This is a genomic window from Terasakiella sp. 4MB5A (assembly GCF_050058155.1).
GTDB lineage: Bacteria > Pseudomonadota > Alphaproteobacteria > Rhodospirillales > Terasakiellaceae > Terasakiella > Terasakiella halodenitrificans.
In genome coordinates, this window is the sequence record NZ_CP188815.1 from 3,748,988 (window position 1) to 3,773,778 (window position 24,791).

The 24,791-nt window shown below is 48.1% G+C and carries 24 protein-coding genes; 16 read left to right on the forward strand and 8 right to left on the reverse strand.

Going from position 1 to position 24,791, the window contains the following annotated elements; genetic code table 11:
- The first annotated feature begins 6 nt into the window (after positions 1 to 6).
- The 7 genes from nusA to pnp all read left to right on the forward strand — a co-directional run bounded on the left by nusA (position 7) and on the right by pnp (position 8,890).
- Positions 7 to 1,518 (forward strand): transcription termination factor NusA, encoded by a 1,512-nt coding sequence (gene nusA, locus ACI0FF_RS17840; RefSeq protein ID WP_419798098.1) that lies wholly within the window; start codon positions 7 to 9, stop codon positions 1,516 to 1,518.
- The gene (locus ACI0FF_RS17845; protein WP_419798099.1) at positions 1,508 to 2,083 is read left to right on the forward strand and encodes an RNA-binding protein; all 576 of its coding nucleotides are present in this window, start codon (positions 1,508 to 1,510) and stop codon (positions 2,081 to 2,083) included. The genes nusA and ACI0FF_RS17845 overlap by 11 nt, the downstream gene beginning before the upstream one ends.
- 81 nt (positions 2,084 to 2,164) lie before the next feature.
- Positions 2,165 to 4,708: a translation initiation factor IF-2 gene (gene infB, locus ACI0FF_RS17850; protein ID WP_419798100.1), complete on the forward strand. Its 2,544-nt coding sequence runs from the start codon at positions 2,165 to 2,167 to the stop codon at positions 4,706 to 4,708.
- Positions 4,709 to 4,798: 90 nt separating this feature from the next.
- On the forward strand, positions 4,799 to 5,215 hold the full coding sequence (gene rbfA / locus ACI0FF_RS17855) for a 30S ribosome-binding factor RbfA (protein ID WP_419798101.1): 417 nt from the start codon (positions 4,799 to 4,801) through the stop codon (positions 5,213 to 5,215).
- Positions 5,216 to 5,240: 25 nt separating this feature from the next.
- The gene (gene truB / locus ACI0FF_RS17860) at positions 5,241 to 6,137 is read left to right on the forward strand and encodes a tRNA pseudouridine(55) synthase TruB (RefSeq protein ID WP_419798102.1); all 897 of its coding nucleotides are present in this window, start codon (positions 5,241 to 5,243) and stop codon (positions 6,135 to 6,137) included.
- Positions 6,138 to 6,158: 21 nt separating this feature from the next.
- Positions 6,159 to 6,428 (forward strand): 30S ribosomal protein S15, encoded by a 270-nt coding sequence (gene rpsO / locus ACI0FF_RS17865; RefSeq protein WP_188663665.1) that lies wholly within the window; start codon positions 6,159 to 6,161, stop codon positions 6,426 to 6,428.
- Positions 6,429 to 6,676: 248 nt separating this feature from the next.
- Entirely contained in the window at positions 6,677 to 8,890 is a 2,214-nt protein-coding gene (pnp, locus tag ACI0FF_RS17870) for a polyribonucleotide nucleotidyltransferase (RefSeq protein ID WP_419798103.1), read from the forward strand.
- 206 nt (positions 8,891 to 9,096) lie between these two features.
- On the opposite strand, the gene ACI0FF_RS17875 is transcribed toward pnp, so the two are convergent.
- Entirely contained in the window at positions 9,097 to 10,086 is a 990-nt protein-coding gene (locus ACI0FF_RS17875) for a DUF3426 domain-containing protein (protein WP_419798104.1), read from the reverse strand.
- 192 nt (positions 10,087 to 10,278) lie between these two features.
- Between ACI0FF_RS17875 and ftsE the strand changes: the two genes are divergently transcribed.
- The 7 genes from ftsE to ACI0FF_RS17910 all read left to right on the forward strand — a co-directional run bounded on the left by ftsE (position 10,279) and on the right by ACI0FF_RS17910 (position 16,511).
- Entirely contained in the window at positions 10,279 to 10,989 is a 711-nt protein-coding gene (gene ftsE / locus ACI0FF_RS17880; protein ID WP_419799720.1) for a cell division ATP-binding protein FtsE, read from the forward strand.
- Positions 10,986 to 11,879, forward strand: coding sequence for a cell division protein FtsX (locus tag ACI0FF_RS17885; RefSeq protein WP_419798105.1), 894 nt, complete (start codon positions 10,986 to 10,988; stop codon positions 11,877 to 11,879). Before ftsE ends, ACI0FF_RS17885 begins: the two co-directional genes overlap by 4 nt.
- 11 nt (positions 11,880 to 11,890) lie before the next feature.
- On the forward strand, positions 11,891 to 12,514 hold the full coding sequence (locus ACI0FF_RS17890; protein WP_419798106.1) for a YdcF family protein: 624 nt from the start codon (positions 11,891 to 11,893) through the stop codon (positions 12,512 to 12,514).
- A complete protein-coding gene (locus ACI0FF_RS17895) occupies positions 12,511 to 13,239 on the forward strand; it encodes a lysophospholipid acyltransferase family protein (protein WP_419798107.1) in 729 nt (242 codons plus the stop codon). The genes ACI0FF_RS17890 and ACI0FF_RS17895 overlap by 4 nt, the downstream gene beginning before the upstream one ends.
- A 1-nt stretch (position 13,240) precedes the next feature.
- Positions 13,241 to 14,047: a pyrroline-5-carboxylate reductase gene (proC, locus tag ACI0FF_RS17900; RefSeq protein WP_419798108.1), complete on the forward strand. Its 807-nt coding sequence runs from the start codon at positions 13,241 to 13,243 to the stop codon at positions 14,045 to 14,047.
- 217 nt (positions 14,048 to 14,264) lie between these two features.
- Positions 14,265 to 14,768, forward strand: a complete 504-nt coding sequence (locus tag ACI0FF_RS17905; protein WP_419798109.1) for a phasin family protein — start codon at positions 14,265 to 14,267, stop codon at positions 14,766 to 14,768.
- Positions 14,769 to 15,065: 297 nt separating this feature from the next.
- A complete protein-coding gene (locus ACI0FF_RS17910; RefSeq protein WP_419798110.1) occupies positions 15,066 to 16,511 on the forward strand; it encodes a DEAD/DEAH box helicase in 1,446 nt (481 codons plus the stop codon).
- Between the two features lie 59 nt (positions 16,512 to 16,570).
- Here ACI0FF_RS17910 and ACI0FF_RS17915 read toward each other — a convergent pair whose 3' ends face one another.
- The 3 genes from ACI0FF_RS17915 to ACI0FF_RS17925 form a co-directional block, all read right to left on the reverse strand.
- Entirely contained in the window at positions 16,571 to 18,106 is a 1,536-nt protein-coding gene (locus ACI0FF_RS17915; protein WP_419798111.1) for a YifB family Mg chelatase-like AAA ATPase, read from the reverse strand.
- A 538-nt stretch (positions 18,107 to 18,644) separates the two neighbouring features.
- Complete coding sequence (locus ACI0FF_RS17920) at positions 18,645 to 18,773, reverse strand: ATPase (protein WP_419798112.1); 129 nt, start codon at positions 18,771 to 18,773, stop codon at positions 18,645 to 18,647.
- 138 nt (positions 18,774 to 18,911) lie between these two features.
- A complete protein-coding gene (locus ACI0FF_RS17925; protein ID WP_419798113.1) occupies positions 18,912 to 19,889 on the reverse strand; it encodes a tetratricopeptide repeat protein in 978 nt (325 codons plus the stop codon).
- 174 nt (positions 19,890 to 20,063) lie between these two features.
- On the opposite strand from ACI0FF_RS17925, the gene ACI0FF_RS17930 reads away from it, so the two are divergent.
- On the forward strand, positions 20,064 to 20,657 hold the full coding sequence (locus tag ACI0FF_RS17930) for a TetR/AcrR family transcriptional regulator (protein ID WP_419798114.1): 594 nt from the start codon (positions 20,064 to 20,066) through the stop codon (positions 20,655 to 20,657).
- Between the two features lie 9 nt (positions 20,658 to 20,666).
- On the forward strand, positions 20,667 to 21,515 hold the full coding sequence (locus tag ACI0FF_RS17935; RefSeq protein WP_419798115.1) for a DUF6920 family protein: 849 nt from the start codon (positions 20,667 to 20,669) through the stop codon (positions 21,513 to 21,515).
- A 72-nt stretch (positions 21,516 to 21,587) separates the two neighbouring features.
- Here ACI0FF_RS17935 and ACI0FF_RS17940 read toward each other — a convergent pair whose 3' ends face one another.
- The 4 genes from ACI0FF_RS17940 to ACI0FF_RS17955 all read right to left on the reverse strand — a co-directional run bounded on the left by ACI0FF_RS17940 (position 21,588) and on the right by ACI0FF_RS17955 (position 24,755).
- On the reverse strand, positions 21,588 to 22,613 hold the full coding sequence (locus tag ACI0FF_RS17940; RefSeq protein ID WP_419798116.1) for an aspartate-semialdehyde dehydrogenase: 1,026 nt from the start codon (positions 22,611 to 22,613) through the stop codon (positions 21,588 to 21,590).
- A gap of 365 nt (positions 22,614 to 22,978) precedes the next feature.
- Entirely contained in the window at positions 22,979 to 23,611 is a 633-nt protein-coding gene (locus ACI0FF_RS17945) for a cation transporter (protein WP_419798117.1), read from the reverse strand.
- Complete coding sequence (locus tag ACI0FF_RS17950) at positions 23,608 to 23,907, reverse strand: ArsR/SmtB family transcription factor (RefSeq protein WP_419798118.1); 300 nt, start codon at positions 23,905 to 23,907, stop codon at positions 23,608 to 23,610. The genes ACI0FF_RS17945 and ACI0FF_RS17950 overlap by 4 nt, the downstream gene beginning before the upstream one ends.
- Before the next feature lie 77 nt (positions 23,908 to 23,984).
- Positions 23,985 to 24,755, reverse strand: coding sequence for a hypothetical protein (locus tag ACI0FF_RS17955; protein WP_419798119.1), 771 nt, complete (start codon positions 24,753 to 24,755; stop codon positions 23,985 to 23,987).
- Positions 24,756 to 24,791 lie beyond the last annotated feature (36 nt).

A 24,791-nucleotide genomic window follows, 5' to 3' on the forward strand; every position in this document is an offset into this window, starting at 1 on the left:
GGAAAGATGGAACAATCTAGCGGAATGCCTCGCCCCGAATTGCTTCAAGTTGCAGACGTTGTAGCACGTGATAAAGGGATCGAACGCGACCAAGTTTTCGAAGCAATGGAACAGGCTATTCAAAAAGCCGGTCGTTCCAAATACGGGCAGGAACATGATATTCGCGCCCACATCGACCGTAAAACAGGTGAAATCAAACTCGCCCGGTATATCGAAGTCGTTGCAGAAGTCGAAGACGAACACATGCAAATGACCGTCGATCAGGCCCGTGCGCGCAAAGCAGATGCGGAACTGGGCGAATTCTTGGTTGATCCACTGCCACCAATTGATTTTGGTCGTATTGCCGCACAGACCGCCAAGCAGGTAATTGTTCAAAAAGTACGCGATGCAGAACGTGACCGTCAATTCGAAGAATATCGTGACCGCATCGGTGAAGTCGTCAACGGTCTGGTGAAACGCGTTGAATTTGGCAACGTCATTGTCGATCTTGGCCGCACAGAAGCCCTGTTGCGCCGCGACGAATGTATTCCGCGTGAACATGTGAAAAACGGTGACCGAATTCGTGCTTACATTTTTGATGTTCGCCGCGAAAACCGAGGCCCTCAGATTTTCCTATCACGTTCCCACCCGCAATTCATGGCGAAACTGTTCACACAGGAAGTGCCGGAAATCTACGATGGGATCATCGATATCAAAGCCGTCGCCCGCGATGCCGGTTCACGTGCAAAAATCGCCGTCCAATCCAGCGACCATTCTATCGACCCGGTCGGGGCTTGCGTTGGGATGCGTGGTTCACGTGTTCAGGCGGTTGTGTCTGAATTACAAGGCGAAAAAATCGACATCATCCAGTGGTCTGCCGATCCGGCAACCTTTATCGTAAACGCACTTGCCCCGGCAGAAGTTGCAAAAGTCGTTCTGGACGAAGAAACCAACCGTATCGAAGTCGTCGTTCCTGATGATCAGCTGTCGCTGGCAATTGGTCGTCGTGGTCAAAACGTTCGTTTGGCATCTCAATTGACGTCATGGGATATCGATATTCTGACCGAAGCTGACGAGTCTGAGCGCCGCCAAGAAGAATTTAAAGCCCGTTCTGCAAACTTCATTGAAGCCCTTGATGTCGACGATGTCATCGCGCATTTATTGGTTACAGAAGGTTTCTCCTCTATTGAGGAAGTGGCCTATGTTCCACGTGCTGAACTGGCAGAAATCGAGGGCTTTGACATGGATGTCGCCGAAGAACTGCGCGCCCGTGCCCTGACTTATCTGGAAGAACAGGATAAAGTTCTGGATGCGCGCCGCAAAGAATTGGGTGTGTCTGACGATCTCGTTAATATCGAAGGTCTTTCTGCTGCAATGGTGGTTGCCCTTGGTGATAACGACGTCAAGACCCTTGACGATCTCGCCGATCTCGCCGGTGATGAACTGCGCGAATATGTCGGTGAAAAGAACCTGAGTGAATCGGCTGCCAATGAAATCATCATGGCGGCACGAGCACACTGGTTCGAAGATGAAGAATAAGGGGGACACCCCTGAACGTCGCTGCATCGTCAGCGGAGAGGTTCGACCCAAAGACGAACTCATCCGCTGCGTTGTTTCCCCAGATGGCATTGTCGTGCCGGATGTGGATGCAAAATTGCCGGGACGCGGTTTATGGTTGAGTGCTGCGCGAGATGTGGTAAATACTGCATGTGCGAAAAATGCATTTTCACGTGCAGCACGCCAAAATGTCAAACCAATGGATGGTTTGGCGGACAGGATTGAAGCCTTGCTGGTACAACGTTGCCTCTCTCTCATTGGGATGATGCGACGCAACGGCACGGTAATATACGGGTTTGAAAAAACCCGAAACTGGCTGAAAGACGGTAGAATCGCCGTCCTGTTGGCTGCCAAAAACGGCGCTGACGATGGCCGGGCAAAATTAAAAGCCCTTGCAGGCGACCGACCTTTGATCGATTTATTCGATTCTGAAGAGTTGGGTCAGGCTGTTGGGCGGGACCATTTGGTCCATATGGGATTCGCTCCCGGTCCTTTGACCGAACGTTTCCAAGTGGAGGCTTTGCGCTTGCAAGGTTTTCGCGAGTAACGCATGAAACTGAAAGAGGCATCTTGTTTTTGATTGGCAAGAATACGATGCGAACGTACGAAAGACAGGCACAGCTCGGATATGACAGATAAAAAAGGCGACGACAGCAACAAGCTCAGCCTCAATCGACCCGGCAAACTTGAACTGAAGAAGACTGTAGACGCAGGATTGGTCAAACAGAGCTTCTCTCATGGACGCAGTAAGTCTGTGGCTGTCGAGGTTCGCAAAAAAAGAACGTTTGTTCAAGGCTCCAGCGGACGTATGTCCGAACTGCGCAAGGATCAGGCACAGGCACAAGAACAGGCGGAAAATGCATTTCATGCAGAGGCCGACTTCGATACAGCTGACAAGCATTTGACACAAAGCGAAATGGCCAAACGGGCCGAAGTGCTTCAAAATGCGAAAAAAGCAGAAGAAGAAGCCGCCCTCGCCGCGTTGCAAGATGCCCAAGCCCGCGCCAAGCGCGAACAGGCTGACGCAGAACGCCGCGAACAGGAAAAAGCCGAAAAAGAAGCACGGGCCAAAAAGGAACGTGAAGAAAAAGAGCGTGCGGAAGAAGCTGCCAAGAAAAAAGCAGAAGAAGAAGCACGCCGTCTGGCCGAAGAAGCCGCTATCGCGGCACAACGCGCGGAAAAATCACCGACTGCTGTTGCCAAGCCAGAAAATAAAGCGGCTGCAAAACCGAAAAAGAAAGAAGTTAAGAAACCGGAAGTCGCCAAACGTGAAGGGGATCGCCGTCGCGGCAAAGGCAAACTGTCTGTGGACAGCTTTGGAGATGAACAACGTCAACGTTCTTTGGCTTCCGTCAAACGAGCACGCCAAAAACAAAAGGCGAAAGCAAGCGGTCAGGACGCCGACAAATCCAAACAAGCCCGTGAAGTCGTTTTGCCGGATCACATTACCGTTCAGGAATTGGCCAACCGTATGGCAGAACGTGCCGCTGTTGTTGTCAAAACATTAATGACAATGGGCACGATGGTCACCATCAACCAAACTATTGACGCTGATACAGCGCAAGTTGTCGTAGAAGAACTGGGCCACACGGTGAAACGCGTTTCTGATGCCGATGTCGAAACAGATCTGACAGGACCGGAAGATCAAGCCGACGAGCTGCAATCTCGTGCGCCGATCGTGACCGTAATGGGTCACGTTGACCACGGTAAAACATCCTTGCTGGATGCATTGCGTGAAACAGACGTGGTTGATAAAGAAGCCGGTGGCATTACACAGCATATCGGTGCTTATCAGGTAACAATGGCGAGTGGTGCAAAAATCTCCTTCGTCGATACACCTGGTCACGAAGCCTTTACCGCCATGCGTGCGCGTGGCGCAGAATTGACAGATATTGTTGTTCTTGTTGTTGCTGCTGATGACGGTGTTATGCCGCAAACCATCGAAGCAATCCGCCACGCCAAAGCGGCAAATGTACCGATTATCGTGGCCATTAACAAAATTGATAAACCGGGTGCGGATCCCAGCCGTGTACGCCAAGAACTGCTGAACCACGAAATTCAAGTGGAAAGTTTCGGTGGTGACGTCATGGACGTGGAAGTTTCTGCCAAGAAACGTATCAATCTGGAAGGCCTTGAAGAAACGATTCTGCTGCAAGCTGAAATTCTGGAACTGAAAGCCAATCCAAACCGCGCTGCAGAAGGCGTTGTTGTCGAAGCCAAACAAGAACGTGGTCGTGGTAACATCGCAACCGTCATGGTTCAGCGTGGAACGCTCAACATCGGTGACATCTTCGTCGTCGGTAGCGAATGGGGTCGAGTGCGTGCCTTGGTTGATGATCACGGTCATCACGTCAAATCTGCCGGTCCGGCAACTCCGGTTGAAGTTCTCGGCCTGCAAGGTACACCGTCTGCCGGTGATCAAATGGTCGTGGTCGAAAGCGAAGCCAAAGCCCGCGAAGTGTCTGAATACCGGACCAACAAATCCAAAGCAGCAAAAGCAGCTGCTTCTGGGCGTGGGACATTGGAAGAACTGTTCAGCCAAATCGCCGCTGGCGAAGTCAAGGAACTGCCGGTCGTTATCAAAGCCGACGTTCAAGGTTCTATCGAGGCCCTGCAAGGCACATTTGATAAGCTGACACGTGATGATGTAAAAGTTAAGGTCCTGCACGGTGCAGTCGGTGCGATCAACGAGTCAGATATCACACTGGCACGTGCATCCAATGCATTGATCATCGGCTTTAACGTTCGCGCCAACCCGCAAGCCCGAGAATTGGCAAAACGCGACGGTGTGGATATTCGTTATTACTCCATTATCTATGATGCGGCTGACGATGTGAAACGCATGATGACCGGTCTACTTGATCCGGTTTATCAGGAAAAATTCATCGGATACGCGGAAATTCGCGAAACTTTCAATATCTCTCGCGTTGGTACAATTGCCGGCTGTATGGTCACCGAAGGCGTTGTCAAACGCGGTGCCAAAGTTCGCTTGCTGCGTGATAACGTGGTCGTCCACAACGGGGCGTTGGGCCAGCTCAAACGTTTCAAAGACGATGTAAAAGAGGTTAAATCCGGTTTTGAATGCGGTATGTCATTCGAAAGCTATAACGACCTCAAGGTTGGCGACGTGATCGAATGCTTCGAAATGGAGCAAGTCGAGCAAGAAGTGTAAAACAAGTGCCCCTGCCTCAGCAGGGGCCTTTTTCCACCGATCCCCCCGTATTGGTTTTACGGGTCACACAGTGTGGAGGACTATTCAATTATGACCAGACGTTCCGGTAAAGCACCGACGCAACGCCAATTGCGCGTTGGCGAAGAAATCCGCCATGCATTGGCTGAAATTATCGCCCGTGCCGATTTTCGCGACCCCGATTTGATTGACGCATCCATTTCCGTTTCAGAAGTGCGCGTCAGCCCTGATTTACGCAATGCGACCGTTTTTGTCTCCGATCTTGGTGGCGACAACACAGATGCGGTTGTGGCAGGCCTAAACCGGGCCAGTGGACATGTGCGCCACGAGTATTCACGTGTTTCAACCACCAAATATATTCCAAAATTCAGTTTCAAACGGGATGAATCTTTGGATGAAGCCTTGAAAATCAACCGTCTTCTGCAAGACCCCAAAGTTCAGGCCGACCTTGCACATGATAATGATGAAGACGAAGAAGACCTATCATAAGCCGCTTGTGGCTTAAGAGGATTTCATGGGTAGAAAGAAAAAAGGTATTCCCATTCACGGTTGGTTGATTATCGACAAGCCGCTGGAAATATCGTCCAACAATGTTGTGGGCAAAGCCCGCTGGCTGACCAAGGCACAGAAAGTCGGTCACGGCGGAACACTCGACCCATTGGCCAGCGGTGTGTTGCCACTGGCCTTTGGGGAAGCAACCAAGACTGTGTCCTTTGTCATGGATGGTACAAAAACCTATCGTTTTGAGGTCACATGGGGCGAAACCCGCACCACAGACGACGCCGAAGGTGAAGTCAGCGCAACCTGTGACAAACGCCCGACCCGTGCCGAAATTGAAACCGTACTGCCCGGTTTTTTAGGATCCATTGAGCAAATCCCGCCCAAATTCAGTGCAATCAAAATCAACGGTCAACGTGCTTACAAGCTTGCGCGCGCTGATGAAGACATCGAAATGACCGCCCGTACCGTGCAAATTGATCGTCTGGAACTGATTGATATCCCGGATTCGAATCGGGCTGTTTTTGAGGTTGATTGCGGCAAAGGAACCTATGTGCGCAGTCTGGGACGCGATATCGCAGCAAAATTAGGCACCCTTGGATACATATCCATCTTGCGCCGCACAAAAGTTGGCCCATTCGATGAAAAAAGCGCGATTTCTCTGGATTTTTTAGAAGAAATTGTGCATAGTGACGCGCTTTTTGAAAGCCTCCTTGCGATCGAAACCGTGCTGGACGACATCTCGGCATTGGCTTTGAGTGAGGAAGAAGCTCGGAAGATCCGTCAAGGCATGCCCCTTCATCGGGACTTGGATAATACACCAACCCTTCGGTTGATGTATGAAGACAAGCTTTTGGCCTTGGCGAAAATCGAGGATGGTTTTATCCGTCCGTTCCGTGTCTTCAATTATTAACATTTACATATGGAGTATACGATGTCGATTACTGCTGAAGAAAAAGCACAGGTTATCAAAGAATACGCAACTAAAGAAGGTGACACTGGTTCACCGGAAGTACAGGTTGCTATCCTTTCTAAGCGTATTGCAAACCTGACAGAGCACCTGAAGACTCATAAAAAAGACTTCCACTCTCGTCGCGGTCTGTTGCAAATGGTTGGTCAGCGTCGTCGTCTCTTGGACTATACCAAGAAAAAAGACGTTGCACGTTACCAAAGCATCATCGAACGCTTGGGTCTGCGTCGCTAAGACAAAGATTTGCAAAGAAAGGCGTAGCCAACGGGTTGCGCCTTTTTTGCTTTCGACCAATATGTTCTTCTGACACCTCAGAAGTCTTTTCAATTGAAAAGATCGTTGTTTTCACAGCGAAACACATGTGGCAATGTCACACATTCGTCAAACCACAATCGGTCGATGTGGTGTAGATTGGCGAAAAGGCTGAAGTTTGAGGGAGGGTCCCTTAACCAGCCCAAAATGTACGTATGTAAGGAAGATATATGTTTAAAGAATTCCGTAAAGAAATCGAATGGGGCGGTCGCCCGCTGGTATTCGAGACAGGTAAAATCGCACGTCAAGCTGACGGTGCTGTTTTGGTCACGTATGGCGAAACAAAAGTTTTGTGTACAGCCGTCGGCCAGAAACAGGCACGTACCGACATTGATTTCTTTCCGTTAACGGTCAACTATCAGGAAAAAGCTTTTGCTGCCGGTAAAATTCCGGGTGGCTTTTTCAAACGCGAAGGTCGCCCTTCTGAAAAAGAAACACTGACTTCTCGTCTAATTGACCGTCCGATCCGCCCGCTGTTCGCACCGGGTTATAAAAACGAAACACAAGTTATCTGTACGGTTCTTGCTCACGATCTGGAAAATGATCCTGATATCGTTGCCATGATCGGTGCCTCTGCGGCCCTGACCATTTCCGGTATGCCTTTCATGGGCCCCATCGGTGCGGCCCGCGTTGGTTACATCGAAGGCGAATATGTGCTGAACCCAACTTTGGACGAGATGGAAGATTCCATCCTTGACCTCGCCCTTGCCGGTACAACTGACGGCGTGCTGATGGTTGAGTCCGAAGCACAGGAACTGTCTGAAGAAATTATGCTGGGTGCCGTTGATTTCGGTCACGCCGCTTTCCAAGATGTGATCAATGCCATCATTGATCTGGCCGAAGTTTGCGCGAAAGAGCCTTGGGCTCTGCCGGAAGCACCGGCTTATTTGGAAGATGTAAAAGCAAAAGCCGCAGAACTGGCCGAAGCTGACCTGCGCGCCGCTTACAAAATCCAAAACAAACAAGAACGCGTTGGTGCTGTTTCTGCCGCGAAAGAAAAAGTCACAACTTTCTACGCCGATGCAGTGGAATCAGGCGAGATTTCAAGTGTCGTTCTTGGCGGTGCGTTGAAAAATCTTGAAAAAGACATCGTTCGCCGCGACATCATCGCAACCCAGTCCCGTATCGACGGACGCGACACGAAAACCGTTCGCTCCATCGTAGCTGAAGTTGGTTTGTTGCCACGTGCACATGGTTCTGCCCTGTTCACCCGTGGTGAAACACAGGCAATGGCTGTTTGTACATTGGGGACAGGTCAAGATGAACAGATCGTTGACCAACTGGCTGGCGAATATCGCGAAAACTTTATGCTGCACTATAACTTCCCGCCGTACTCTGTCGGTGAAGCTTCCTTCTTGAAATCACCGGGTCGCCGTGAAATCGGTCACGGGAAACTGGCATGGCGTGCTATTCGCCCGCTGATGCCGTCCAAGGAAGAATTCCCTTACACGGTTCGTGTGGTATCTGAAGTCACAGAATCAAACGGTTCGTCTTCTATGGCGACAGTTTGTGGTACATCTTTGTCTTTGATGGATGCTGGTGTTCCTTTGACTCGTCCGGTTGCGGGTATCGCAATGGGCCTGATCAAAGAAGACGACGGCTTTGCCGTTCTGTCCGACATTCTCGGTGATGAAGATCACCTCGGCGACATGGACTTTAAAGTTGCCGGGACTGAAGAAGGCATCACGTCTTTGCAGATGGATATCAAAATCACATCCATCACCAAAGAGATCATGGAAATCGCATTGGGTCAGGCCAAAGACGGCCGTATCCATATTCTGGGCGAAATGGCACAAGCTATTACCTCTGGTCGTGACGAGATTTCGTCCAACGCACCGAAGATTACCCAATTCCAGATCAACAAAGACAAGATCCGCGAAGTTATTGGTACAGGCGGTAAAGTGATCCGCGAAATTACCGAAGTCACCGGTGCAAAAATCGACATCGAAGACGACGGCACCATCCGCGTCGCCGCTGTTGACGGTGAGTCCGGTCAAAAAGCAATTGACTGGATCCAAGGCATTGTGGCGGAACCGGAACTCAACAAAATTTACCGTGGTAAAGTTGTTAAGGTCATGGATTTCGGTGCATTCGTTAACTACATGGGTACACGCGACGGTCTGGTTCATATCTCTGAACTGAAAAACGAGCGTGTGGCACAAGTTTCCGACGTTCTGAACGAAGGTGATGAAGTTTGGGCCAAGCTGATCGGTATTGATGACCGTGGCAAAGTCAAACTGTCCATGCGTGTTGTCAATCAGGAAACAGGCGAAGATATCTCCGACGAAGTGGGCGCAAAACGCCCGCGTGCAGAAGGTGATGGCGAACAGGCTGAAAAATCCGACAAACCGCGTGGCCGACGCCCGCGTAGAAAAGCGGACTAAGTCCTCAGCATTTAGGAGCCCTGAAAGGCCCGAACAAGACCAAAGTTCGCACCCGGATGGGCTTCTTCTCTTACATTGTTAAAGGGGGGCGTTGCCTCCCTGACAAACAAAAAGGCAGAAAGATCATCACAAATCTTTCTGCCTTTTATTGTAAAAGCCCCGCCGATCAGGGCAGGGCTTTTTTTCAGGTTGGATTTAAATTTTTATTATTGCGCCGATTCCGGGTCAACAAACGTGACTTCCAGACGACGGGCACTGGCAGCCGGGTTTTTAATCTGCGCTTCAAACGGTGTTGTCCCACCTGCTGCAACTTCTTTGTCTTTTGTATCGACAATCAGGAACTGGACTTCCGCATCACTTGCATCAAACAAAGATACCCGAATTTGCGGAACCGTTTGCGTGCTTTCTGAAATGTTACCGACATCACCTGCAACGATCAAAATATTATCGTTGCCTTCTGTACGTCGTGATGAATGGACGTCGCGAATTTCCATCAAATCGCGCAGTTCAGGTTTCATGCCAAGCATGTCCTGAACCATCCCGAAATAGTCATCATAAATTTTGTAAACTGGCGCAGCTTGTGGAACGAATTGCATAATCATGCCCCGTCCAAAATGAACAGCACTACCAAGCAAGGCAATAAGAATGATGAGCCAGAAAAGGAATTTAAAGAAACCGCCTTTCTTTTTCTTCTTTTCTTTCTGGCGCACAGGGGCTGTAAAGACTTCCGGGATCGGTTCCGGATCATCAAGGTCGTCCATATCATCAAGGATATCATCCTTGCTATACATCGATTCGGCCATGGACTGAACGGGTTCGATATCATCATCGCCAAAGATATCGTTTAATTCCTCGTCGCTGGGCATATCGTCTGCATCAAATCGATCGCTCGCAGCTATGGATTCCGGTTCTGGTTTCGGTTCATCCATCGGTTCAACGAAAGGGGCTGCTTCCGGTTCCGGTTCAAACATCGGTTCTGGTTCCGGTTCTGGTTCCGGCATCGGTTCCGGTGCGGGCGGTGGTGGCGGCGGAGCCGTCGTTACCTCGTGTTCATCCAACTCTAGGATGCTGTCTTCATAGGGCAGTTGCTCCCATGTATGTGCGCACTTGGCACAACGCAATGTACGTCCCTCTTCGCCGAGTGCAGCGATAGGAACGGAATAATGTGCCGAGCAATTTGGACAACTAATAATCATGGGGCCACCAGCTTTTACCTAAGTCCTTATTCTTTATAGGCGTTTCTTTGCATCTAGGCAAGACTGCCCGTTGCTTAAAAAATCGCGTTAGTTTTGACTTTAATATATTATGTGTGAATAAGGTCTTAACGAACGCGATAAGAATGCGTACAAAGGGTATCGCATTAAACTAAGAGGCGGTTGATTTTGGTAATTGTAAAGCTGGAAAATGTAGGTTTACGCTACGGTGTAGGACCGGAGGTTTTGCGCGATGTCTCCCTGACATTGGAAGAAGGTGCCTTTCATTTTCTGACAGGACCAAGCGGGGCGGGGAAATCATCCCTGCTGAAATTAATGTATCTGGCGCATCGCCCAACCCGGGGGCTTATTTCCCTGTTCGGCAGTGATATTGCAACCACCGAACGTCACACGTTACCTGCCTTGCGTCGCCAAGTCGGGGTTGTTTTTCAGGAATTTCGCCTGCTGGACCATATGTCAACGTTTGACAATGTGGCCTTACCCATGCGCGTTGCGAATGTACATGAGAAAGATATTCGCAAACATGTGACGGAACTTTTAACCTGGGTGGGATTAAAAGATCATATGAGTGCGCGCCCCAGTACATTATCCGGGGGTCAACAACAACGGGTTGCCTTGGCACGTGCCGTCATTACCCGCCCCCGCCTGTTGCTGGCCGATGAACCGACAGGCAATGTGGACGATAAACTTGCGGTGCGTTTGCTGCACCTTTTGGAAGAACTGAATAAACTGGGCACCACCATTGTTATGGCGACGCACAACGAAGGATTGGTCCGCCAGTTTGGCCACCCGCGTATTTGTATTGAAGATGGACGTGTTGAACAAATGGGACCGTTGCGCCCGGCACGCCGTCCAAATGTGCGTATGGAAGGCAAGGTAACATGAGTTTCCTATCTTTCAATCACCATAAAGATGTGCCGCTGGATAAAGACCCCGGCACACGGTTTTTGCCGTGGCTGATTGCCTTTATGGTTTATTTGGCTGCCTTGTCTGTGGTGGCGACAGCCATTATGCAGTCCGTCAGTGCGCGCTGGGAACGTGGTGTCTCTGATACCTTGACAGTTCAAATCCCACCGGGTGACAGTGTGAAACAGGATCAAGCCCAGATCGAAGGAGTTCTGAAAATTTTACGGGCCCACCCGGCTGTGGTTCTCGCCGAACCCATTGCACGGTCTCATGTTGTTTCGTTATTGGAACCGTGGCTTGGCAATAGCCGGGCATTAGATAATATGCCGCTTCCCCATTTAATTGATGTTTCGTTGCGAAACGGTGTGGCTGTCGATGGACAACAATTGGTTGATGCCATGAATAAAGTGGCCCCCGGCGCGACAATGGATGATCATCGCATTTGGCTGGACCGTCTAATCCGTATGAGCCAAACCTTGGAATGGGGGGCCTATATTGTTTTATCGCTCATTGTATTTGCCTCTATCGGAACGGTCTTTTTTGTTACTCAAACGGGCCTTGCCATCCATCAGGATGTGATTGAAGTCCTTCATTTAATTGGAGCACAAGATACATATATCGCGCGCCAATTTGCCGAACATGCCTTGAATTTAGGTTTGCGCGGCGGACTTTTGGGATTGGCGGCAGCTGGTCCGACTTTCGCGGGATTCGCTTATTTATATCGCCAAATCGACAGTGCTTTATTACCTGATATTGATATCGGTCTTTGGCAATGGGTAGGTGTTATGGGATTACCCATTCTCGCGGCGGCTATGGGCTACCTGACAGCGCGTTTTGCCGTCTTACGTACACTTCGTAAAATGGTTTGATGATGGTACGGATGTTACCCCAGAAAAAACGCCGCCTTTTTGGCCCGTTGGCTATTTTTTGTATTCTGGCTTGCCTGGTCTGGTCCGGCGGTTTTATTGCGTTTATGGATCAAGTACCCCGACTGGTTGAAGATGATCACACCACAACCGAAGGTATTGTTGTGTTGACCGGGGGGACGGAGCGTTTGAATACGGGCATTAGTCTTTTGACGCACAAGAAAGCCCAAAAGCTTTTGATCTCCGGCGTTTATCGCGGGGTGGAATTGGAAGAATTGCTCGCCTTATCCAAAAGTGCCCCGCAAGAGCTTGAATGTTGTATTGATATCGGACACGAAGCTGACAGTACGCGAGGCAACGCGAAAGAAACAACACAATGGATTAAAAAAACCGGATTTAAGTCTTTACGATTGGTGACGGCGAACTATCATATGCCACGCAGCCTGTTAGAGTTTTCTTTTTCCATGCCTCAGGTCCGGCTCATTGCGCATCCGGTCTTTCCTGAACATGTGAAAGTTGATCAATGGTGGCGTTGGCCGGGAACGGCAGCTCTGATGGTTGGCGAATATAACAAATTTTTACTGGTCTGGCTGCGTCAGGAACTGGCGCGACAAACTGATCTTGAGATATTGAAATGACATTTATTCGATCTGTATTATTTAACATTTATCTTTTTGGCGGCACAGGGGTCATTGCTTTAATTTTGCTTGTGTTGTTACCTTTTTCTTCACAGGAAATGCGCAAAGGGTCCCAGTTTTGGACGCGTTATGTCATGTGGGGGATGCGTCATATCACCGGGATTGATTATGAAATCCGAGGGCTTGAAAACCTACCGAAAGCAGGAGGGATTATTGCCTGTAAACATCAATCTGCCTGGGATACAGCAATTTTCGTTCTGTTGCGTCTTCGAACAGCATATATTTTGAAAGAAGAATTGCTGAAAATACCGTTTTATGGCTGGTACGTGAAACGCAGCGGGCATATTGCTGTAAACCGTTCCGCCGGGGCGAGTGCGCTGAAAAACATGGTCGCAGATGTGAAAAAAGCGCTGGATCAAGATCGCAATGTCGTAATTTTTCCGGAAGGCACACGATCTGCACCGGGGGAACCGGGGACATATCATCCCGGGGTAGCTGCAATTTACACACAGACCGGCCTACCTGTTATTCCCGTTGGGTTGAACTCCGGCCTTTATTGGGGACGGCGCAGTTTCCTGAAAAAACCGGGTAAAATCATCATGGAAATTATGCCACCGATTGAACCGGGCCTGAAACGACGTGAATTTATGGCAACCTTGCAAGAGCGCATTGAAACAAAAACTTCGGAACTGGAAGCCGAAGGACTGAAAGCAGGAGAGCAATAAAATGGGTATCATTTTAGTCGGTTGCGGTAAGATGGGCGGCGCGATGCTAGAAGGCTGGCTCGATCAGGGTGTTACTGTTGAAAGCATTCGTATTGTGGAACATTCTGCTGAAAATGCCCAAGCCCTGCGAGAACGTCATGGTGTCCTTGTCTATGATGACATTGCCAAAATTGAAGAAGACTTTTCTGCCGATATTGTGTTGTTGGCGGTGAAACCTCAAGGAATGGATGCAGCGGCCCAAGCCTGTAAACGATTTACAACAAACACAACGTTTCTATCTATTGCTGCGGGGAAAACACTGTCTTATTTTGAAAATATCTTGGGACAGGATACGGCCATTGTGCGTGTCATGCCGAATACACCGGCAGCCGTGCGTCGCGGGATCAGTGTGGCCTGTGCCAATCCTCATGTAAGCGATGGCGCAAAGACAGAATGTCACAAGCTTCTAGAAGCCATTGGCGAAGTGGCATGGGTCGAAGATGAAGCCCTGATGGACCCGGTGACCGCTGTATCCGGTTCCGGTCCAGCCTATGTCTTTTATATGACCGAATGCTTAACCCAAGCCGGCATTCAGGCAGGACTATCCCAAGAACTTGCAACACAGCTGGCGCGGGCAACGGTTGCTGGTGCTGGTGAATTGATGCGTCAAAGTGGCATAGATGCCGCACAGTTACGCAAAAACGTGACCTCCCCCGGGGGAACGACACAAGCAGCCCTTGAGGTTTTGATGGGGAAAGAGGGAATCGCACAACCGATCGTGCATGCTGTTGATGCTGCAGCGCAACGATCCAAGGAATTAGCGGGTTGATTCAATCTTTTTTGCATATGTCATAGAAGGATCATATTTCTGTAAAGTTCGATAAATCAATGCCTTATACTATGGCGACAATCGTTACCGGGAAAGAGGTAAAATATTTTTTGTGCAGTGCACAAAAAGATGTTGACTCTTAGGTAGCATTATACCATATTGATCCTAGAAATATTGCAGTGCAGCAACTTTATCATTCTTTATTGGAGCAAACCCAATGACCAAACAAGCTAATCCGTTCGCTTTTGACGCTTCTAAAATGTTCGGCGATTTCGACCCGACTAAATTGATGAGCGAATTCGACCCACAAAAATTCATGGGCGATTTTTCCAAAGCATTCTCTGAATACAAAATCCCGGGTGTTGACGGTAACGTCATTATGGAAAGCCAGCGCAAAAACGTAGAAGCGCTTGCTCAAGCCAACAAAGTTGCCCTTGAAGGTATGCAGGCTGTTTTCAAACGCCAAGCTGAAATCCTCGGTCAAGCGATGGAAGAAATGCAAACAACTTTCAAAGACCTGTCCGTTGCAGGTGAGCCGCAAGATAAAGTAGCGCAACAAACGGATCTGGTGAAAGAAGCCATCGAAAAAGCATTGTCCAACATGCGCGAACTGGCCGAAATGGCTGGTAAATCCAACACTGAAGCTTTTGAAACAATCCACACTCGTTTCACTGAGTCCCTTGACGAAGTGAAAGAGCAAGTTCTCAAGCTGAAAAAATAATTAACCTTCCCCCCTGTAAGGTTAGAATTGGGGCTGTCGCATCGTTTATCGAGAGACAGCCCCTTTTTTTTGTCTTATGGAAAGTGCAAGCTTTTCTTGACATTTCAGGGAAAAAGGCGGATAAGCCGCCTCACGTTATTTCCGTGCGTGCAAAGTTAATGCACGTGCCCGTGGCAGAAATCTGTCAGTCCTGTGTGCAGCAGGAGTATCGCTTTTTTGCGGTGCCGGTCGCGTTCCCTTGCCCCGATTTGGGCATCATGTGCGGAATTGTTACATGTCACCAGGACGCATTTTAGGGTGACGAAACCGCAGATGATACAGGAACGTAAAACTGTGACCACATTTGATATGTTGGGTCTTGCCCAACCTTTGCTCGACGCCATTTCCAAACAGGGCTTCGATACGCCGACGCATATTCAAGACAAAGCTATTCCGCATTTAATGAACGGCCATGACCTGATGGGTGTTGCCCAAACAGGCGGCGGTAAAACAGCGGCCTTTGTACTGCCTTTGGTTCATCGCCTGTTGGAAGAAAATGAGAAAACGGCCGCCGGAAAACCGCGCTGTATTATTTTGGCGCCGACACGTGAATTGGCGCAACAGATCGGTGTTGCGATCCGGTCCTTTACCAAAGGCCAAAAAGTTTTCCATACCGTTATTTATGGTGGATCGCCCTATCGCCAGCAGTTGCAGCAATTGCAACGCGGCGTTCACATTGTTGTGGCGACACCGGGCCGATTAATGGACCATATGGAACGCGGTTCCATTAAATGTGATGATGTTCATACCTTTATTTTGGACGAAGCCGATCGCATGCTTGATATGGGCTTTATCCATGATGTCAGAAAAGTGGCCTCATCCATGCCGGCAGAAAAACAAACCGTTATGTTTTCAGCCACCATGTCCAAACAGGTCCGTGGTTTAGCGAACGGCGTTTTGGTTTCCCCCAAAATGGTCGAAGCTGCACGTGAAAATTCTGTTGCCAACACAATTGACCACCGTGTCATGCACATGAAACAGAAAGACAAGCCGAAATTGCTTGATCACCTGTTGGATGATCCGACCTTGAAAAAAGTACTGATCTTCACACGTACAAAAGCGATGGCAGACCGTTTGTGTGATAACCTGAAAGAACGCGGTCATAAAACCGATACCATTCATGGTGATCGTCAACAGGCGGCGCGCCAACGTGTTCTACGCGCCTTCAGAAATGGTGATATTGAGTTGCTGGTGGCAACCGATGTGGCGGCGCGCGGTATTGATGTTGCCGATATTTCGCACGTCATCAACTATGATATGCCGTTGGAAGGTGATGCTTATGTTCACCGTATTGGTCGGACAGGCCGTGCCGGTCAAAGCGGTGTTGCCCTGTCTTTCTGCACCGATGGTGAAGGGGATCTGTTGCAAGCCATTGAACGGACCATTCAGCAACGCGTCGATGTAGAAGCCGAACATCCTTATCATCAGGACCCGCTGCCGTTTAAGGCAAATGGCGATCAAAAACGTCGCCGTTTCGGTAGTGGCGGTACAGGCAAAAAACGCACCTTTACCAAGGGGCCAAAAAACCAAGAAGACGGTTTCAAAAAGAAATCTGATGGCGGGTTTAAGAAAAAGACCGAAGGTGGTTTTAAAAAGAAATCCGATGGCGGTTTCAAGAAAAAGACCGAAGGTGGATTTAAAAAACGCGGACCGAAAAAAATTCAACGCAAAACACCGAATATTGCAGGTCGTCGCGCCGCTTAAGCTTTTCCAAGCTAAAAATATATTTGAGAAAAGGGCCATCTTTGCATGGCCCTTTTTTTTTATGACAGTAGGGCCGCTGTTTTTTTACGAGTCATATTAGGCCGATAGGACAGACTTTCCCCGATATGTTCCACCTGAACCTGTTCACTACCGGATAAGTCAGCCAAGGTCCGCGCAACCCGTAAAACACGATGATATCCGCGTGCAGAAAGACGTAGCTTTTTTGTGGCTTCCAACAATAAATTTTGTCCGGCTTTATCCGGTGTGGCAATTTTCAGCAAAAATTCACCATCTACTTCTGCATTGGTTCGAATATTCTGATTTTTATATCGGTGTTTCTGAATGGTGCGGGCCTGTAAAACACGTTGGCGCACATCCAAAGTTCCCTCTTGAGGGGGCGGCAAATGCAAATCGGTCGGGTTGACGGCTGGCACATCAAGATGAATATCGATGCGATCAAGCAAAGGACCCGATATTTTATCACGGTAACTTTCTGCACATTTCGGCGCACGGGAACAGGCCAATGCTGCATCATCCAGATGACCACACCGACACGGGTTCATGGCGGCGATCAATTGGACGCGCGCAGGATAGGATATATGGGCGTTTGCACGTGCAATTTCAGCACGCCCGCTTTCCAGCGGTTGGCGCAAGGCCTCAAGGGCGGTGCGATTATATTCCGGCAATTCATCCAGAAATAAAACACCCAAATGAGCAAGAGAGACTTCACCGGGGCGCACACGATGCCCACCACCGATCAACGCCGGCATGGAGGCTGAATGATGCGGATCACGGAAAGGGCGTTGGATCATCAATCCTCCTTCGGGTAGAGTTCCGGCAATGGAATGGATCATGGAAACTTCCAAGGCTTCTTGCGCATCCAAAGGCGGCAAGATACCGGGCAGGCGACGAGCCAGCATGGATTTTCCGGCACCGGGGGGACCGCAAAACAATAAGTTATGATTTCCGGCTGCAGCCACTTCCAAGGCACGCTTTGCACTTTCCTGTCCACGAATATCACGTAAATCCAGATGGGCCGAACCGTCTTGTTTATCAACACGAACTGGCTTGGGACGACTGAGCAATTGACGCCCTTTAAAATGATTAACCAGTTCCAAAAGATTGTTCGGCGCAACCACATCCAAATCCCCTGCCCAAACGGCTTCACCCCCTTGTGGTTTGGGGCACAGAATATTGCGATCGCTTACTTGTGCATGTATGGCAGCGGGTAAAACACCGGCAACAGGAGAAAGACGCCCATCCAATGCCAGTTCCCCCAAGACAATAAAGGGGCTCAAATCTTCTTCGTTCAAGACATCCATTGCCGCCAGTAACCCCAACGCGATAGGCAAATCAAAATGCGAGCCTTCCTTGGCAAGATCAGCAGGCGACAGGTTCACCGTGATGCGCTTTGGCGGCAGTGACAATCCCAATGCGCTGAGAGCTGCACGCACCCGCTCCCGTGCTTCTGACACCGCTTTATCCGCCAGCCCAACAATATTAAGAGCGGGGAGCCCTGTCGAAATAGCGACTTGTACTTCGACTTCAACAACGTCTATGCCTTGAAATGTTACTGTTGAGATGCGTGCTGTCATAACCGTTTCCTTTAAACTAAATGCGTCATTCCCAACCTGATTGGGAATCCAGCAGTGGTAACAACCGATGACTGGATCCCCGCTTACGCGAGGATGACGGGTGTGTGTTTGAGAGGGTTATGAAAGGGTTTGACAGTTTTTTTTAAGAAACTTGTTTATAGTAAAGCGAAGGTAATAATTAACCCAATTAAGCAGGCGTAATAAACAGGCCAAAGTAAGCTTTTTAAATTCGATGTGACATTAGCGTAATAAACGCTCCAGAAACATAAAATTGGAAATGCATAAAGTATGAATGCAGGTAGAAAATGAAGAAAACCTGAAGTGCCTCCACCTGACCCAATCATCCACGTTGATAAAAAGAATGCTGGAATAAGAGATATGAAGCCAATGAAACAAAGAATAACCTTTAAGCCAATAATCAGATAACGCTTAGACATTGGTTAGTCCCTTAATAATTGCAAAATTGGATGCAAATTTAAAAAGAATTTATAGAAATATATACTATTTTTGGAGGGTGGTGTGAGGTTTTAGAAAATAATCAGTTTTTATACCCACCAACTGTGCCCACGTTCTTCAAGGCAGGCAGTCCCGTCGTAATGGAAACCTGAACCTCCACCTCGATAACATCGATGCCTTGAAAAGTAACCGTGGTGATCCGTGCAGTCATACCCTTATCCTTCAATCAAATTATGTCATTCCCAACTTGATTGGGAACCCAGAATGATGGCAACCAATGACTGGATCCCCGCTTTCGCGAGGATGACGAAAGTGTGTTTGAGAGGGTTATGAAAGGGAGAGAGCGGTTTTATTGACACATATCTGCCAAAAACCCCTTTTCCAGAAAATCACCGTTTACTTTTGCTTGTTTGGCCAAGGTACAGGCTGCCAAATAGTCTTTTTCCAGATAAGCGATAAAAGCGAGGTTTGAACGTGCGTTGAATGTTGTGGGATCTTTTTCTAACCCTGTTTTAAGAAGACGTTTTGCCTCTTCTAAACGCTTGTGACTGATTAAAAACCAACCGTAATCGGAATATCGCCGTGGACTGCCGCGCTCTTTATCCAAGGCCATCAAAAAATATTTCTCACTTTCTTTGAATGGCCGTTTCATTTGGTCACTCAAAACACCGTACCCCCAGTAGATATCTCCGTCTTCAGGGTCCAGGAGCCATGCTTGGTTAAAGCGTTTCATCGCTATTTTCAAATTTTTTTCTTTTACAGCTTCCCATGCGCGCATCAAATAGTGTTTGGCTGCGCGTTCCCTTGTAAAGCCACGATTCTTTGCATACTGAACAAACTCTTTATCTGCCTTAAGCATAGCTTCATTTTTAAACAGCCCGCCATACATTGGCAGGGTATTTATTGGCTTGTTGATATGATCAGCATAATTCTCGTTTCTATCCCAATTGGCCTGTCTAATGTAAATATTAAGTTCATTGAGAACGCCAGGATGATCACATCCGGCTTTCACAACCAAAGCTTTTGCAGAGCGTGTCAGCTTGTTTTGTGCCGTTTCGATCCAGTGCTCTACTGCGTTTTCTGAAATTTTTGGTGCAATTTTACGATAATTTTCATACGCACTTTGTGTGATTTTTTGAAAATTTATTTTGTGCTTTGTTTTTAGATTTTCATCAGAAATCGGGCACATTCCAGCAATTGTGTCGGCAACAACAAAATAGTTATAAACTTTTAAACCATCCACTTCTTCTTGCTGTGTGGTGGTGGTTATGCCTGCACACCCGCTTAAGAACATCAGGGACAGGATAAGTAAGTTCTTTTTGAACATGATACCATTTAAAATTATTTCTAAGTCACTTATGCAATTATAATTGATGAAAATAAAAAGAATCAACAAAAAGGCCCTTAGCACCAAACCTTAACAATGGGTTTTGAATCAATTCTTGACAATTAAATTAATGATATTAATTTAATGATGTTAAATTAATTTGAGAGATGATTCATGGCCCGCCCAAAAAAATCAGATGCTATTGATATACAAGACCGTGCCGTCACAGAAGTCATTGCCCAGTTGCGAGATGGCACACATACATTTTCCTTAAACACCATTGCCAAAAAAATTGGTTGCAGCGCCCCTGCCCTGTACGCTTATTTTTCCAGTAAGGATGATTTACTGGATCATGTGCGCCAGCGGGCTTTTCAAAATTTATTGGCGCAAAAACAGCATCGATACGAGGAACAGGCATCAACCGATCCTGTTCAGAATCTACAAAACGGCGGCCATTATTTCATTTCTTTCGCACAAGAAAATCCAAACCTTTATCGTTTGATTTTCACACCGGATCACAACAGCAAGTCGACCCACATAAATGTCACAGAAACTTTGTTACAACCGTTAATAAACGGCGTTCGTGCTGCCCAACCTGATGCACTGAAACAAGGTATAGAGGCCGAACCGCTCGCCTATCTCATGTGGAACGCTGTCCACGGCGCCATCCTTATGGCGCTGGAAGGCACCAATCCCTTTTCCTGGGATCAAGCATATGAAGTTGTCGACACCGTTATGAAACTGCTGTTCCCCACGCCCCATAAATAGGATGAGGATATGAAAACCTTACGCGTCTTTACAATCGGCCTGCTTGGTCTATCTATCGTGTTCAGCTTGTTTATTGTCTATAGTGACTATTCAATGGACCAAATCATTGAGGGTTTTGAACGTCGCATTATCGCTTCGGCAACGCCGTTTTCGCCCCCTTCCGCACAAGAAATTCAAAACTTGCCGCAACCGGTTCAGCGTTATTTGGATTTTACGTTCCCAAACGGTTTCCCAAAGCAAAAACAATATGTCGTTGTCAAAATGCAAGGCATGTTTCGCCGCCCTTTAACACAAAGTTTTGAACCCACAACCGCCCGTCAAGTTGCCAGTTTTACCCGGCCCGATATGGTGTTCAGCGCCAGTACCCCTATCTTCGGTCCAATCTGGGCAGACGTTTATGATCGGTTTATTGAAGGCGAGATGCAAATGGAGGCCAAGCTTTTATCCGCATTCTCCGTTATGCATGAAGACAAGAATCCCAGCCTTAATCAAATCTCACTTCGACGCTGGTTATTGGAAAGCCCGACCTATCCTATGGCACTTTTGCCCGGTGGTATTGTGACATGGCATGCGATTGATGATACCCACGCTTTAGCGGTTGCTTCTGCCTATGGGATCAAGGCCGAACTCATGGCCACGTTTGGCCCAAATGGTGAATTGCTTTCCTTTGACGCAACAAAACCCGGTGATTTAACCACCCCGTATCACGGATCGGGCGAACGCGTCAGTCGTTCCGATTTCCAACTAATTGACAATATACGCCTGCCCATGTCGTTTGAAATATCGCGTGTCGGTGAAGACGCCATCGCCCACCCTTTCTGGCGCGCAAAAATTACAGATATTCAGTTTGCTCCTTAAACACCAAAATGCCCCGGCAACATCTCGCTGCCGGGGCATTTTTTTTAAAGAATACGCTTTTAAGATAAAGGCTTATTTCTTCAGGTGGTCACGAACCAGAACTTCTGCGATTTGAACGGTGTTCAACGCTGCACCTTTGCGCAGGTTGTCGGACACACACCAGAAAGACAGACCGTTTTCAACAGTATCGTCTTTGCGGATACGAGAGACATAAGTCGCATCTTCACCCGCACATTCGACCTGAGTCACATAACCTTCGTCCTCGTGGTGATCCACAACCACCAACCCGTCTTGTGCCTGCATCACTTCACGTGCACGGGCAACATCAATCGGCTTTTTGGTTTCGATGTTGATATATTCAGCATGACCAATGAATGCAGGAACACGACAGCAGTTGGCGTGAACCTTGATATTCGGGTCGAGAATTTTTGCAGTCTCCACCTTCATTTTCCATTCTTCTTTGGTCGCACCATCATCCATAAAGACATCGATATGCGGAATGCAGTTAAACGCAATTTGCTTGGTGAATTTCTTTTTGGTTTCAGACGCCGGCTTATTCATAAAGATGCCTTTTGTCTGTTCAAACAGTTCGTCCATCGCATCTTTACCACCGCCGGAAACAGACTGGTAAGTGGAAACGATCACACGCTCGATACCGAATTCTTCATGCAACGGCTTTAACGCAACCATCATCTGAATGGTTGAACAGTTCGGGTTCGCGATAATGCCTTTTTTCTTGTAATCCCCAATTGCTTCGGGGTTTACTTCCGGCACGACCAACGGAATGTCCGGGTCCATGCGGAAATGGGATGTATTATCCACAACAACCGCACCAGCTTCGGCAGCACGCGGGGAATATTTCGCAGAAATTGCACCGCCCGGTGAAGACAAAACAATATCGGTCCCGGTGAAATCAAACGTATCCAGATCCTGAACTTTCAGAATTTGATCTTCCCCATAGGAAATTTCACGCCCAACTGAACGACGAGATGCCAGCGCGACAACTTCGTCTGCCGGAAAATTACGTTCCGCCATAATCTGGAGCATTTCACGGCCTACATTGCCGGTGGCGCCCATAACTGCAACTTTATAACCCATCTTGCTTTCCTTTGTATTGTGGCCCAGTGGTGTCTTCCGCCTGTTCCATTTCCCGATTGATGTTGCACATACGAAAAAAGGCCCGAAGCGGTTAATCCCCGCGAGGGCCTTTTTTCGAATATACGATCCGTTTTCAGTCCCCGCAGGCTACGCTTTGCTTGTCGTAGTCGTCTTGGTTTTCGTGAAGCCGGTGAAGAGCGTGCATGCAACATCACCCGCAAAACACTTTGCGGTGGTCTTTTTAACAGACATGATGTTTTGTGCGTTCAACATTTTAAGGACACTCTTCAAAAAAATCGTGGGCTCTTCATACTGAAATTTACACCATTTGTCTAGGGGCTGTTTTCGCGAATGCACAAAAGTTCCTATGTGTTTTGATCGGACATTCGCATTTCCGCAAGAGAACGGGCAATAATTTGGGCTGCCCCCCATAATCCCAAACCGGCAATCCCCAAACCGACAACAATATCCGGCCATCCGGTCTGAGAGGCCCAAACACCGGCACCGGCCAACATAACGGCAATATTACCAATGGCATCATTGCGCGAACAAATCCAGATGGACTGGCGATTTGCATCCCCGCTGCGGTGACGGAACAAAAGCAAGGCCACAACAACATTGGTGATTAATGCCATAAAGCCAATGATACCCATGACTTCAGCACGTGGAATAGTGCCGTTTATGATATGGGATACAGATACAAACAACACATAAGCCCCGACCGCGCCCATGCAAATACCTTTGAACAAAGCGGCCTTGGACCTTGCCTGCAAGCTCATACCTAACACAATCAAGGTAATGGCATAGTTTGCACCGTCAGAGAAAAAATCAACAGCGTCAGCCGTCAAGGCCAAGGAATTCCCCACTGCACCAGCGATAATTTCAATAAAGAACATGCCCAAATTAACCACCAACGAAAACCATAGAATCCGTCGGTATGTTTTATCAACAACAGGCGCGTCCTGAGAAGAACAACAACTGGAACATCCCGCACTCATAACTCATCTTCCTCATGAACGTGGTCAATCATATCTTTCAGGGTACAACTGATATGGGCATCATGGGCCTTGTAAAAGACTTGCCGCCCTGCCCGACGCGGGCGAACCAAACGCGCTCCGCGTAACAGACGCAAATGGTGAGACACCAAAGACTGCGATGCTTGTGTAACTAAAACAATGTCACCAACGGATTTTTCCTCATCCATACAAGCAATTAAAATGGCCAAGCGGGTCGGATCACCAAGAAGTTTAAAGATTTCCGATAGCTCTATCAGCCGGTCTTGTGCAATTAACATATGAATATCTCCAATTAATGAATATGTATTCATATATTTAATTTTAGTCAAGCTGATTTATGATTTTCAAGCTCGCTTTACGGGCGTGTCCAAATATCCGCAGTCCCGTCACTGAACGTAACATTCAGGGTATTTCCGTCCATTATCAAAGGGCCGGAGATTAATTTTTGAAATTCTTTCTGTGCAATAACTTCCGGCTTTTCGCCAGCAAAACTAATGACACTTAGACGGTGGTGCGTCACCCCTGGCAAAACAATGTCGTCAATTTTGTCGCCATTCCAATCCACAATCTCGTGCAAATCCAGTTGATCCGTATTCATACGATGATTGGAATAAGGATAAGCCGTTTTATCCACAACCAGCTTATCACCCTGACGTTCATATAAGGTAAGGGTTCCACCAATGTGAGGCGTAATAACCGTTGCGATTTCCAGTTTGGCATCATGATCGAAATTACCGACACCAATGGGGTTTTGCCAGCGATGCGCTAATCCGATCGGATCACTTTCAGCAACGATTTTTAGTTCATCGCCTTTAACATCCAGTACTGCCAGCGCCGCACCTCGGTCCAGATAACTGCGCACAACCAATATGGCCTTTCGCCCATTCAGCCCCAAAGGCACCAAACGGGGTTCAACATCTTCAAAAACAGAATCTTCATCCAATCGAAAGGACAACACCCGGCCATCGTCCATAACCGCTTGAACCGCTTGATATTCGATACAATCACCCAGCACACAATGGTCATATCGGTCTGTTTCCAGACTAAAGCGTGCCGATACGATATCCGCCGCCCAAACAGGCAGGCTTAGAAAACTGAAAACAATCGCCAATCGAAAAACGGACATGGGACACCTCTTTGTATTTATTTAAAAAAAGTATCC